Below are 12,717 nucleotides of genomic sequence, written 5' to 3'. Positions count from 1 at the left end.
CTTCTAGTTAAATAACAAGTCAAAGATGTGAAGTATATTTTGAGTTAGACACGGAAGCAGGTTCCGCAGATAGTAGAGCTATCTAAGGGTTCTGCTGACGCAGTATAACACAAAATAGCCGAGCATACTGACTTATTTATATTTGAAGATGCCTTATTATTTATATTGACTAAAATACTCCTCTATGCTATCAAAACAAGTATTCACCATGAATTTTATTTCCTCTTCATTAATAATATATGGTGGTATAAAATAAAGCACATTTCCAATTGGTCTTAATATTAGCCCCTTTTTCAGTGCAATCTTATAAATCTCATAACCAACCCTCATATGTCCATCATAGAGTTCTTTAGAAAGCTTATCTTTAACTATCTCTATTGCTGTTATCATTCCTATACTTCTTATATCACCAATATGTTTTGAGTGCTTCGCCTTCTCTAAGGTAAGCTTTTTAATTAACTGGCCTTTTTTTCTATTACTCTCTATAATACGCTCTTCTTCAAATATCTTTAAATTTTCCAAGGCTATGGCACAACCTAGGGCGTTTCCTGCATAAGTATGGCTATGAAGAAATGCCTTTCCTTCATTATAATCTCCATAAAAACAGTTATATACTTCATCCCTTGTTAAAACCACAGACATAGGCATGTATCCAGCTGAGATTCCCTTTGAAAGGCACATAAAGTCAGGGCTTATTCCAGCATGATTGCAAGCAAACATTTCACCAGTTCTGCCAAAGCCCACTGCAATCTCATCTGCAATAAGATGTACTCCGTATTTATCACAAAGGTCACGTAGCTTCTTTAAATAAATGGGTGAATAAATCTTCATCCCTGCTGCCCCCTGGACCATAGGCTCAACTATCACCGCACTTATCTCCTCATGATTCTCTATTAAGCACTTTTCCATGGCATTAAAGCACTCTGCATTACAGGTTTCTCTATTAAAGTAATATTCACACCTATAACAATCTGGACCCTTTACTCTTATGGTATCTAATAGTAAGGGTTTATATATCATATTAAACTGATCTATATCACATACAGACAATGCACCTAAGGTTTCTCCATGATATGCATCACTTAAAGCTATAAACCTTTTCTTCTTAGTGTTTCCTGTTTGAGCATGATAGTGGAAACTCATTTTTAAAGCTATCTCCACCGCTGAGGATCCATTATCGGAAAAAAATACCTTAGTAAGCTTCTCTGGTGTTATACTCACAAGCTTTTCTGATAACTCTATAGCAGGCTTATTTGAAAAGTTTGCAAAGATAACATGTTCAATATTATCTATTTGCTTCTTTATAGCTTCATTGATTCTCTTATTACTATGTCCAAGAGTATTTGTCCACCAAGACGATATACAGTCTAAATATTTATTTCCATGAATATCGTAAAGCCAACCCCCTTCACCTTTTTCTATGACTATGGGATTAAGTTCTTCATAGTCCTTCATTTGTCCACAGGGATGCCATATATATTTCAAATCCTTTTTCACATAATCCTTCATATTCACACCTCAACCTTTATTACGAAAATCTTTTTGTACTCTTCTATTTTTCATTGTACTTTACTGACGGGCAATGTTCATGGATGGTTATTTTAGTTCTTCCATGCAATCTAATACTTTGCCAAGGCTAAAGGCCTTTTCAGCATTTATTTTTATAGCTTCTATCATATTGTCCTCTAGCTTATCAATAGTTCTAAGTTTTCCTATTATAGGTACCTTAGTAAGCTTTTCTATAATTCTTATATTGTCATCACAAAGTAGTTGCTCCTCGTAATAGTTTATTATAATGCCTTTGATTTTAATTCCTAAATTCTCTATATATCTTATTGTTAGTACTGTATGGTTTATGGTTCCTAGTCCAGCTCTTGCAACAATAATAACCTCCATACCTAAATCTTTAATTAGATTTTCAAGGGTGTAAACTCCTCTTTCATCATCTATTAATGGACAGACTATACCTCCACTTCCCTCTGAAATTATAAAATCATACTTTCCTTTTAAGTAATTATATTTCTCTTTAATTATATTTAAATCTATAGGATTATTTTCTAACTTTGCTGCAAGATGAGGTGACACTGCTGACTTATACACAAAGGGGGTAATATTTTCATAGGCTTCCTCTAAATTACTCACTTCACTTACAACCTTAGTGTCACCAGGAATAAGCTTATCCCCTACTTCTACGGCACCGCTTAATGCTGCTTTAAAATACGTAGCGTTATATCCATTACTTCTAAGCACGTGCATGAGTCCCGCAGTTACAATAGTTTTCCCTACATCAGTATCTGTTCCTACTATAAATATCCCCTTAGCCATTTTTTCTAACCTCTAGGTTTAATTCATCTATAAGTTTCTTATCATCACATATTTTATTTCCTGATGTGGTAAGATAATTTCCTGTAATTGTAGCATTTGCTCCTGCATTAAAACAGTTTTTGCCATACTCATCAATGAGGTTTCTTCCTCCTGCAAGCCTAATTAAGGCTTTGGGATTAACAAATCTAAAGATAGCAATAGTTTTTAGTATTTCCTCTTGACTTAATCTTTCTTCATTTCCTAGTGGAGTTCCCTGAACTGGATTTAATACATTTATAGGAATCGAGTTAACCTGTAGCTCTCTTAACTGAAAAGCTAACTTAACTCTATGCTCTAAGGTTTCTCCCATGCCGATAATTCCTCCTGAACATATCTCCATACCAGCTTTTTTAGCTACGTTGATAGTGTCTATTCTTTCATCATAGCTATGGGTTGTACAAATCTCTTTATAATATTCTCTACAGGTTTCCAAATTATGGTGGTACATAGTTACCCCAGCTTCTTTTAGTTTTATCAGCTCTTCATAATCTAGTATTCCTAGAGATGCACATAAATCTATTTTTATCTCCTTGTTTAAATCCTTATAAATTTGTATAACCTTTTGAAACTCCTCACCTGTAACTCCTCTGCCACTGGTCACTAGTGAAAATCTATTCACTCCTTCACTTTCATTTTCTCTTGCTAACTTTAAAGCTGCATCCTTTGAAACCAAATCATATACTGCTGCATTAGTTTTATAGTGAGCAGATTGAGCACAAAACTTGCAATCCTCAGTGCAATGTCCTGACTTTGCATTCATAATTGTGCATAAATCTACTTCCTTGCCCATAAAAGTTTGCCTTATGTTATTAGCACAATTACATAACTCTAATATATGCTCTTTTTCCTCAAGCCCTGCTAATTTCATAGTCTCTTCAAAGGTTATAAAATTTCCTGCTAAAGTTTTTTTCTCCATTTCTTTAATAAAGTCTTTCATGTTGTACTCCTTTTATATTGTTTTTATAACCCATATATCCACTTTTTCTTAATATAGGTAATACTCTTATGGATATATAAGCTGTAAATATTACTAGTAAAAGATCTCCAGCTACACAAACTACAAAGCCATAAAAGAATGCGAAATATAAAGAAATATTCTTTCCTAGGTAGAAGTTATAGCTAATATATAAATATATAACGCCAAATAAATACACAAAAAACAAGCCTGCAACCATCATAAATATTGCCTTAATAAAGGTTAGTTCTTTAAGGTTCTCTCTTATCTTACCTATAATATAAGCAGCCACAATAAATCCTATGAGATATCCAAAGGTAGGTTTAAAAATATAGTTAAAGCCACCACCTTCTGTAAACACAGGTATACCCAAAAGCCCAATTCCTACATAAACTATTTGTGATATAGCTCCTAATTTTGATCCTAAAATCACACCCGCTAAAGCACAAAAAAGAAATTGAAGGGTAAAGGGTACATATGGTATTGGTATTTTAATAAAAGCTCCAACTGCTGTTAATGCAGCAAACATAGCTACTAAAATCAAATCTCTTGTGTTTTTCAAACAATACACCTCTCTAACAATATTTGCCTTACTCTATTAATATATTAAATGTCCCCACTATCGTCAACCATAATAACTTTATAGGTTTACAATACTTTTAAAATTTTATTTACCCCAAGGAATACCTTATATATATTTAATTGTGAAAATTTCCTGATATTAAGAATTAACTAACTACTAATGTATATCGACCTTCTCTCTTTTTAGAAGAAGCACCTTCGAACAAGTACTGATTCCACACAAAACTCTAAGCTTTCACATATTATATGATTAGGAAGATATTCTTTCTTAAATAAAATTTAAAAAATGGAGATGTGATTGAAATCGAAGGATGTAATAATTATAATAACTCAATTACTTTGCCCAATCCTATAACACAAGTAGCTGATTTGCCTTATGACTTATATTTATCACTTCAAGGAAAATACTTTGTAGGTTATGCAGATGATTTAGAGTTCGGTAATGGCAGTATTGCATGGGCTGGATTAATAAATCCAATTAGTTCAGGAGTTAATCTTTTTGTTCAAGTTTGGACTGTTACAAATATTGGAGCATCACCCTTAATTGCAAAAGTATGGTTTAATGCAATTCCACCTGGAATTCCTACAGAATCAGAATTAGTTACACCTGCAAATACAGCTCTTTGTCCTTTACCAGTACCAAAAACAAAACTGCTTCAGGCAAGTAATGTACTTGGAGACCCCGTTGGTGGTAGCAATATATTTATAAGAACAGTAGCTCCAGAAGTTACAATTGCTAGTGATGAACAAGGTAGGTTTATTTTCCCTCCTGGTGGCTCCTTTGTTATTACTTTATCTACCACTGAGACATCTAATGAAGTTGGCATGGGAAGAATAGCTTTTGGCTGGAGTGAAGAACCTGTTGTTAAAAATAAAAAAAGTAGGAGATGTTTAGAGAATGGATTGCTGTAATAGCTATAATAATTCTATTGTTTTGCCAAATCCAATTACCCAAGTAGCTTCCATGCCTTATGATTTATATTTATCACTTCAAGGAAAATATTTTTTAGGCTCTACAAGTAGTTTAGAGTTTGGTAATGGTAGGAGCGCATGGGCAGCATTGTACAACCCCATTAATTCTGGTGTCAATTTGTATGTTTATTCCTGGCAGGTTTCCAATACTGGTCCATCACCAATAAGGGCTCAAATATGGTTTAATAGTAATCCCCCAGGGCAACCAACTAAGGTTTCAACAGTAGTTCCTGGTAATACTGCTCTTTGTCCACCACCTAAAACTAAAATATTATTATTTCAAGCAAGTAATGTTATTGGTGAACCTGTAGGCGGAGTGAAAGCCTTTGTTAGAAGAGCTCAATCCGAAGTTACAATAGGTGATGTGGAGGTTGGAAAATTTATTTTTCCTCCTGGTGGGTCATTTCTAATATTCTTATCCAATCCTGAAGCACCTGATGAGCCTGCTAGTGCTACAGTTAATTTTTCATGGTGGGAAGAAAAGATAAATTGCTAGTATGCTAAAATAAAAATTTCTGTATTACCTTACAAAGCTTCTAGGGAATCAATGTAGTTTCACTTGAATTGAAACCTTACCTTGGTTCCCTATTTAGGTATGACTTATCTAATGTATGTACTTTGAGCTGTAAAGTTCATTTCTATGTGACTAACATGATTTTTTATTGGACTGATATTAGATTTTAGTATTAGTTACTTTTTTAGGGAGTTTTTATAATCTAGAGCCTTACAGCTTTTTCTGCACTTTTAAATACTAACTTTAAGCTTTACTATTTAAACTTCTAATAATCACTAACTTTTAGCCCTTTAACCTAATAATAAATGCTATAATTTATATTGGGGAAAGCCTGAGAGAATTTTTAAGGGGGAAATCTTATGTATAAAATCTATGAAATTAATCCAAATAATTTAACAGAAAGTGAAATTAAAAATCTATATTCAATCAATGAAGCCTTAGAGAACAAATATAACTTTCTACATCGTTTAAATACTGTTGATGACTATAAGAATTTATTTTTGTCATCGTTTGCTAACATTGATAACCAACTACTTCTTATAGAAAAAGATTCTATAGCATGTGGAATTTTAACTTTAACTAAAACCTTTGATTGGAACGGTAATGAACAGCATAAGTTAACAATCTCTTTATGTGATTTAGTAATTGATGAAACTTTAGTAAGTTTTATTGATGAAATAATTAAGAATACGATAGATAAGTACAATGAACTTTCAGTAGTTACTTACAATAATGAGCTTCAACAAACAATTGGAAAATATACTCACAAGGTAGCTTTACGGGGTAATTATTATACTTTAAATAAGAGTGATATTGATATATCTTCGCTAAGTAAATACATAGCAGAACAAGAAATAAAAAACTCAGATTTATCTATTAGATTTACAGATATTATTTCTGAGGATTTAATTGAAGAGTATTGTAATTTATTTATGGAAACTATGGAAGACATGACAGATGTTAAGGAAGATGGTTATGTTCAATATGTTATAACTCCTGAAAAGCAAAGGCAAATTAATGAATCAAACAAGAAAAGAAATCTTTCTCATTTTTGCTATATGATTTTTAACTCAAATAATGAGCTGGTTGCTAAATCAAATGTATCTGTAAACAACAGTGATCCTCGCTTTCCCTATCAATTTATGATTGGGGTTAAAAGACCTTATAGAGGAAGAAACCTCGGAAAGTGGCTTTATGCTTCTATGTATAAAAGATTGTTTGAAACCATAAATTTTGAAAAAGCCCTTGTATGTCATCATCCTGACAATGCTCCTGCTATCAATGTGAGCAAATGGATTGGCTATAAATTTAACTACTTGGAAACAACCTATAATTTATATAAACAATAAAGAAATTATCCTTGTGCTAATTCAAAACTTTCTTCATTGCATCCAGCAAATATTACTAGTACTATCACCTTTATTACTTCAATAAACTTTTTCATAAAAATCAGCTCCTTTGATATATCTTATGAACTAATTATAATTCCTTAATGGATTATTTGATATATCATAACTCTTACATCTTTCTTACAATTTCGTAATAAAGGTGTATTATAAATTTAAGAAATGTAATTACCCCATGTAAAGAGTCCTTTGCAATGAGCTCTCTATATGGGGCACTTTATATGAATTCTATGGTCTTGTCTTTGGTGGTGGTCCTCCAGCTCCTGGGTTTTCTTTTCCGCCAGGATTTCCTTTGCCTCCAGGATTTCCACTTTTTCCAGTAGTAACTCCTGATTCATTTAACCAAGTTACGCTATTTGTAATAGTGAAGCTTACCACCTGAGTTCCATTCTTGTACTCACCATCTTTATAAAGTCCATCTAATAAAGTTCCTGTTGAGGTTCCCCCTGAATAAACAGTATATTCTTCACCTTTTTTTAAATCTGGGGAGGAAATAACTACTGTACTATAGTCTTTTTTAGGGGCAAGGGTTGCTATGATATTACCTTTGCTATCTTTCACAGCAAATAGAGTTCCTGATTTTTGAATTGTTGAAAAACTCATAGCAACGGAATTTTGATTTGATGACTCAGAAGGTCCTTGAACCATTCCAGAGCTTCCAGCCGACATTAAAACTCCACCAGTAACTACAAACTCTCCATCATAGTCAAGTGCTCCATTATTGTTGGCAGTTGGTCCACTTACTACAACTGTACCTCCTGACATATAAATTGACCCGTTGGCATCTAATCCATCTCCATTAGAGTCAACTGATATATAACCTCCAGTTATATTAAGTTTATTATTACCTGAGGAGCTTAGATTATTTTGTCCCGGACGCCCATTTACAGAAGAACCATCAGCTCCTCCTCCTATATTGACACCGTCATCACTAGCTATAACATGAGTTTCTCCGCCTTCAAAGGTTATAAGTGTGCTCTCTATTCCTTCATAACTTTTTGTTATATTAATTTTACCATCCTTAATTTCTATGCTAGAATCTGCATGTATGCCATCGTCTCCAGATGTTATAGTGAAATCTCCAGCTAATATATTAATGCTATTATTTGAATGTAATGAGTCATCCGCAGAATCTATATTAAAGCTTCCTCCACCTATGGAGATATTTGAAGTAGCTTTAACTCCTTTAGAGCTTTGTCTCTCTGCCTTGGCAGTTTTTGTGGATGTGTTGCTCTCTTGTTTTGTCCTTGAATTAGGTCCTTCTACCTTAATTTTTTCAGGAGCACTTATGCTACCACCACCAGTTATAATAGTATACTTTCCATCTTCTATAAGCATTGAAGTTTCTGCTTGAATTCCATCACTCCCTGCCTTTATATCGAAGGTTCCTCCCTGAATAGCTATATAACCTTTGGAAGCTTCAGTATCATTTGTAGACTTTAATCCATCTCCACCAGCTTCTATATTAATATTTCCTTCTTTAACTATTACCATGTCTTTTCCTAATATGCCATCATCTTTTGCGTAGATGTTTATGTTTCCTCCAGTAATTTTAAAATCATCTTTGCTTGTTATTCCGTTGTTATAGTTACCATTGACTGTTAGGCTTCCAGCCCCATTTATGATGAGATTAGCTTTACTAAAAATCGCTGCATTGGGCTCATCTGATGAATCTTCCAAAACATAGGTTTTCCCATCTTTTATAATATTTTCAGTTCCCTCTGACAAAGTAATAATAGCTTTGTTTGCCTTTTTAACAAATATGGGCGAATTATTTAAACTATTAATCTCAGCCCCATTTAGTACTAGTTTAACAGTACCCTCATCCTTTAAATCAATAATTACTTGCCCATTATCTAACTTACCACTAAAAACATATACCCCTGCTGTGGTTATTGTAATTTTACTATCCTCTATTGTAACCCCAGCTCCATTTAGGGTGGCACTATTCCCATTAAGTTGTACATAGCTTGGATTTTCACTTTTCCAGTCAGTGTAATAATCATCTTTATCATAGGAAATCATATCTTTTGTGACTATGAAGTTAGTTTTGGTTTCACCGCTAGTTGTGGAAATTCCATTTGTACCTTCCTGTGATGATTTATTGGTTTCTGTTGCTACATTTTTACCACAACCAGATAAAACTGCAGTACTTAAAAGTATAGCCATAAATATTGCTCTTATTTTTTTCCTATTCATAAATTCATTCTCCTTTATATATGATTTTGTAGAATTCTGCATCAAATCTTCTTTCTTTACTTGTATTACTCTTATTTTATAGAGGCAACCTTAAACAAACCTTAAATTGCTTCAGGTAACTTTTTCAAGCTAATCCTTTAGGGTTTCCTTGTAACTTTTGTAATATAAGCATTCTAAAAATTTAAGGGTTAAATTCTATTAGCTAGAATTTAACCCTTATTGTAATTGTTTATTACTCTTGATTACTATTTTATAGAATCTGTAATATTGTTATTCATTCTTCTTTACTTCACTTCACTTTTTTTATTCCAAATTTCATCTATATAATTTTCATTGATAATTTAGATATAAGCCTTGGCTTAAGAGTAAGATTGACACTTATAAAAGATTAAAGCTTACCTAATACAAAACTTCAACTAATTGATCATAAGCTTAAATTGGCAATAAATATTAAACATATCTTCTTCAATATTACAGTTTATACTCCCACCCATTTTTTCTACTAAACCTTTGGCAATAGAAAGTCCAAGACCTGTTCCTTTTTCTGACCTCATCTTATCAGACATATAAAACCTATCAAAGACATTCTCTAAGTCCTGTTGGGTCAAATTTGTAAAAGTATTACTGATTTTTAATACCGCACCATTTTCTTTAACCTGAAGAGAAATGTCTATAACATCCTTTGCATATTTTATTGCATTGCTTAGTAGGTTATCAATTGTCCGTTCTACAGATTTCTTTTCTCCTATGATATACAAGGCTTCACTTGGTATATTTATACTTGGGTTAATGTTTCTCCCCATAAAATCTGCATATCTATCTAAAGCAACCTGCTCTAGTATCTTATTTATATTTAATTTTTCCATATTTAACTCATAATCTAAGGAATCGATTAAGGACAGCTCATAAAAATCATTAAGTAAAATTTCTAAGGACTTTGCCCTATGTTCAGCAACCTCTAGATATTCAGTTTTTTCCTGTTCATTAATGCCTTCTAGTTTTAGAAATTGAATATACCCAATAATTGATGTTAAAGGAGTCCTTAAATCATGAGACATATTGGCAATAGTTTGCCTTAAATCATTTTCAACTTTTACCCTATTAGCTTCACTTTGTAGCTTTATTTCTATAGTTTCATTGATTTTCTCTGCTAACTTTTCTATACTTTTGTTTAAAAGTCCTATAGTAATTCTTTTATTTGTTTTTGTTTCATTAATATGTGCAAGCTGATTTGTTAAGCTCTTAACTTGGCTTTCCATATAAAACAATCTAAATCCAAGAAAAAACACTGTAACTAATAAGACTACAACTAAATATGCCATTTGTCCTTCTACCTCTCAGTATCTTCTTATTTTATATCTGCTTTCTTAAATGTATGATTACCTATAACTATACACAAAGCTATAGTTAATAAGGATATAGTAAGAATTTGTAATACTTCATTAATTCCTGATTGTTTTGCAGCAATAACATAGGGCTGTGATACTGCAAACTTTTCATATATCCACCTTATTGAAGAATTTCGTACAGCCATAAAGCTTATAATCCTATAAGCAAAGTCCATCCCTACTACTATCCCTATAGTAAGATTCATATTTTTTGTGGCAAAAGCAATCAAAACATTAGTACTAGCTATAGCACCCTGAGCGATAGCTGTAAACAGAAGCATTCCTAGTAAAGATAAGAAAGCTCCAAAGGTAAATACCTCTCCATAGCCCCGTTTTATTGTTGCTATAAGGAAAACTACTAAAGGTGGGATAAAATTAAAGGCAAGAATACTGAAATAATACGCTATGGACTTAGATAAAAATATATGACTTCTTTTGTGGCCATAGGATATTAAATTTTTTATATAGCCAGAGGTGAATTCTGTGGCTATATAATCTGCTGCAAAAACTCCTCCAATTATATTTGAAGCTAAGCTACTTTGCATAAAAAGCATATACATTAAAGCATCTTTTCCCCCATTAACTTTTAAGCTCAGGGAAAGGGAATAAATCACAAGGGCTTGGAGCAGTGATAAAAATATAAAAAAGTAAAATAGCTTTGACTTTCTTAGTTTATAAAACTCAATTTTAAGTAAGTTAAACACTCTGTTCTCCCCCTACTATCTTACTAAAGTATGCTTCTAGGTCCTCTCCTCTTGGCATAATTTCCTTAACTTTTATTCCTGCTTTAACAAGAACTTCTGTAACTACTTCTGTTTCATCTAAATAATCATATAAGTTAATAATATCATTGGGCAAAACATTATAGCACAAAGTTCCTAGCTCCTTATTTATTACAACTGCTGCACTGGCAGCATTATCTACCTTAATATGAACATATTTTTTACATTTACTGTTTAGTTCCTCAAGGGATAGCTCCTCTATAATTTTACCTTTATGAATTACTCCAAATCTAGTTGCTAAATGATGAATTTCTCCTAGTATATGACTAGAAATAAGAATAGTTATTCCGTATTCTCTATTTAACCTTTTAAGTAGTTCCCTTAGTTCTATAACTTTAATCGGGTCAAGTCCATTAATAGGTTCATCTAAAATTATAAGTTCAGGATCTCCAAGCAGTGCCATTGCTATAGATAATCGTTGCTTTCCACCTAAAGATAAGGTTTTTACCTTTTTATTCTTTTCACCTATTAATTCCAATGATTTGAGTAGTTTTTCAATGGCTAAATCTCCTGGTATTCCTTTTTGTAATCTATTAATATGCATATTTTCATATACAGTTTTATTGTCATAAAGAGCTGGTGCTTCTACAACAGCACCAACTCTTCTTCTTGCATATTGAAGTTTATTATGCTCACTTTCTCCAAAAAGCTCAATAGTCCCTTCCTCCGCAATGGAGAGTCCAGTTATTATTCTAAGTAAGGTGCTCTTCCCAGCTCCATTTAAGCCTATGAGTCCATATATTTCACCTTTTTTTATTGTCATATTAACATTATCTAAAACCTTTAAGTTTTTATATTTTTTTGAAATACCTATTAACCTTAATATATTATTATCCATAAACTTATCCTTTTACATATTTTTTCTATTAATTATAACACATGCTACAGTTAAAAATAAGCTTCCACACATAAGCATATTTATTGTCTCTTTAGCAGTATAGCAACCTGTGGAAAAACCCGTATTGGCAATATAAAAAGGCAAATTTACTATAATTTGTTTTACTGTTTCACTTCTGTCAGATTCTAAGGCTTGCTTAAAGAGTACTAAAATTAAATCAAAATATAATACATAGGTTACAATTCCAGTAACAATAAAATTTGAACTTACAATGGAAACTAATAGTATAAAAGAACCTAAAGTAAAAGCATAAATTAAAAAAGTTCCTAAATTAACTAACAGTAACTCTGCTTTAACCCCACCTACAATCCAATTCAAAAGTTCATACCATACATAGCATATTAAGGAGGTTGTTAAAAAGCTTATAAGCTTAGAAAATACTATTTCATTTCTAGTAAAAATTCCTGTAAAAACAACTTTATCTGTTTTATTTGTAAACTCTTGAGTTAAGGAAAAACTACAAATAACTAAAATTATATATGGAACCAACTGTAAGAAGGTCATTGGAACCATAGAAAGCTCTGATTCTTGAAGAGTTTTTATGAGAAAATAACTAAAGAAAGATAATACAGTTAATCCAGTTAAAGAAAATATTATATCCCTTATAAACTTTTTTCTTTTAAGCTCCAAGGTTATTACTTTTAAAGCTCTATCCAC

The 12,717-nt window shown here is 32.1% G+C and carries 12 protein-coding genes; 3 read left to right on the top strand and 9 right to left on the bottom strand.

Annotated features, from left to right (window positions below; all coding sequences use genetic code 11):
• Window positions 1–156 precede the first annotated feature (156 nt).
• From bioA to B3040_RS04315, 4 genes are all read right to left on the bottom strand, one after another.
• Window positions 157–1,509 carry an adenosylmethionine--8-amino-7-oxononanoate transaminase gene (bioA, locus tag B3040_RS04330; RefSeq protein ID WP_291570582.1) on the bottom strand — a complete coding sequence of 451 codons (1,353 nt, stop codon included), beginning with the start codon at window positions 1,507–1,509 and terminating at the stop codon, window positions 157–159.
• A gap of 87 nt (window positions 1,510–1,596) precedes the next feature.
• Window positions 1,597–2,325 (bottom strand): dethiobiotin synthase, encoded by a 729-nt coding sequence (gene bioD, locus B3040_RS04325; RefSeq protein ID WP_291570580.1) that lies wholly within the window; start codon window positions 2,323–2,325, stop codon window positions 1,597–1,599.
• Window positions 2,318–3,301 (bottom strand): biotin synthase BioB, encoded by a 984-nt coding sequence (gene bioB, locus B3040_RS04320; protein ID WP_291570578.1) that lies wholly within the window; start codon window positions 3,299–3,301, stop codon window positions 2,318–2,320. Before bioB ends, bioD begins: the two co-directional genes overlap by 8 nt.
• Window positions 3,285–3,881, bottom strand: coding sequence for a biotin transporter BioY (locus tag B3040_RS04315; RefSeq protein ID WP_291570577.1), 597 nt, complete (start codon window positions 3,879–3,881; stop codon window positions 3,285–3,287). Before B3040_RS04315 ends, bioB begins: the two co-directional genes overlap by 17 nt.
• Window positions 3,882–4,195: 314 nt before the next feature.
• Here B3040_RS04315 and B3040_RS04310 point away from each other — a divergent pair, with 314 nt between their 5' ends.
• The 3 genes from B3040_RS04310 (at window position 4,196) to B3040_RS04300 (ending at window position 6,736) form a co-directional block, all read left to right on the top strand.
• Window positions 4,196–4,813, top strand: a complete 618-nt coding sequence (locus B3040_RS04310; RefSeq protein WP_291570575.1) for a DUF6143 family protein — start codon at window positions 4,196–4,198, stop codon at window positions 4,811–4,813.
• On the top strand, window positions 4,800–5,369 hold the full coding sequence (locus tag B3040_RS04305; protein WP_291570572.1) for a DUF6143 family protein: 570 nt from the start codon (window positions 4,800–4,802) through the stop codon (window positions 5,367–5,369). The genes B3040_RS04310 and B3040_RS04305 overlap by 14 nt, the downstream gene beginning before the upstream one ends.
• Before the next feature lie 377 nt (window positions 5,370–5,746).
• Window positions 5,747–6,736, top strand: a complete 990-nt coding sequence (locus tag B3040_RS04300; protein WP_291570570.1) for a GNAT family N-acetyltransferase — start codon at window positions 5,747–5,749, stop codon at window positions 6,734–6,736.
• A 285-nt stretch (window positions 6,737–7,021) separates the two neighbouring features.
• Here the strand turns inward: B3040_RS04300 and B3040_RS04295 are convergent, their stop codons facing one another.
• From B3040_RS04295 to B3040_RS04275, 5 genes are all read right to left on the bottom strand, one after another.
• Window positions 7,022–8,992 carry a carbohydrate-binding domain-containing protein gene (locus B3040_RS04295; RefSeq protein ID WP_291570568.1) on the bottom strand — a complete coding sequence of 657 codons (1,971 nt, stop codon included), beginning with the start codon at window positions 8,990–8,992 and terminating at the stop codon, window positions 7,022–7,024.
• A 416-nt stretch (window positions 8,993–9,408) separates the two neighbouring features.
• Window positions 9,409–10,314, bottom strand: coding sequence for a sensor histidine kinase (locus tag B3040_RS04290; RefSeq protein ID WP_291570566.1), 906 nt, complete (start codon window positions 10,312–10,314; stop codon window positions 9,409–9,411).
• A gap of 26 nt (window positions 10,315–10,340) precedes the next feature.
• Window positions 10,341–11,084 carry an ABC transporter permease gene (locus tag B3040_RS04285; RefSeq protein ID WP_291570564.1) on the bottom strand — a complete coding sequence of 248 codons (744 nt, stop codon included), beginning with the start codon at window positions 11,082–11,084 and terminating at the stop codon, window positions 10,341–10,343.
• On the bottom strand, window positions 11,077–12,000 hold the full coding sequence (locus B3040_RS04280; RefSeq protein WP_291570562.1) for an ABC transporter ATP-binding protein: 924 nt from the start codon (window positions 11,998–12,000) through the stop codon (window positions 11,077–11,079). Before B3040_RS04280 ends, B3040_RS04285 begins: the two co-directional genes overlap by 8 nt.
• A gap of 12 nt (window positions 12,001–12,012) precedes the next feature.
• Window positions 12,013–12,717, bottom strand: a complete 705-nt coding sequence (locus B3040_RS04275) for an ABC transporter permease (protein ID WP_291570559.1) — start codon at window positions 12,715–12,717, stop codon at window positions 12,013–12,015.

Source organism: Clostridium sp. UBA4548 (assembly GCF_002387895.1).
GTDB lineage: Bacteria > Bacillota > Clostridia > Clostridiales > Clostridiaceae > Clostridium_J.
The sequence above is the reverse complement of the archived record's forward strand: the minus strand, read 5'-3'. Positions and strand labels throughout refer to the sequence as shown.

What these genes read in the sequence shown, in the direction of transcription:
- B3040_RS04290 (WP_291570566.1), bottom strand. Translation starts at nt 10,314, where the DNA reads ATGGCATATTTAGTTGTAGTCTTATTAGTTACAGTGTTTTTTCTTGGA.
- bioD (WP_291570580.1), bottom strand. Translation starts at nt 2,325, where the DNA reads ATGGCTAAGGGGATATTTATAGTAGGAACAGATACTGATGTAGGGAAA.
- B3040_RS04305 (WP_291570572.1), top strand. Translation starts at nt 4,800, where the DNA reads ATGGATTGCTGTAATAGCTATAATAATTCTATTGTTTTGCCAAATCCA.
- bioA (WP_291570582.1), bottom strand. Translation starts at nt 1,509, where the DNA reads ATGAAGGATTATGTGAAAAAGGATTTGAAATATATATGGCATCCCTGT.
- bioB (WP_291570578.1), bottom strand. Translation starts at nt 3,301, where the DNA reads ATGAAAGACTTTATTAAAGAAATGGAGAAAAAAACTTTAGCAGGAAAT.
- B3040_RS04300 (WP_291570570.1), top strand. Translation starts at nt 5,747, where the DNA reads ATGTATAAAATCTATGAAATTAATCCAAATAATTTAACAGAAAGTGAA.
- B3040_RS04295 (WP_291570568.1), bottom strand. Translation starts at nt 8,992, where the DNA reads ATGAATAGGAAAAAAATAAGAGCAATATTTATGGCTATACTTTTAAGT.
- B3040_RS04280 (WP_291570562.1), bottom strand. Translation starts at nt 12,000, where the DNA reads ATGGATAATAATATATTAAGGTTAATAGGTATTTCAAAAAAATATAAA.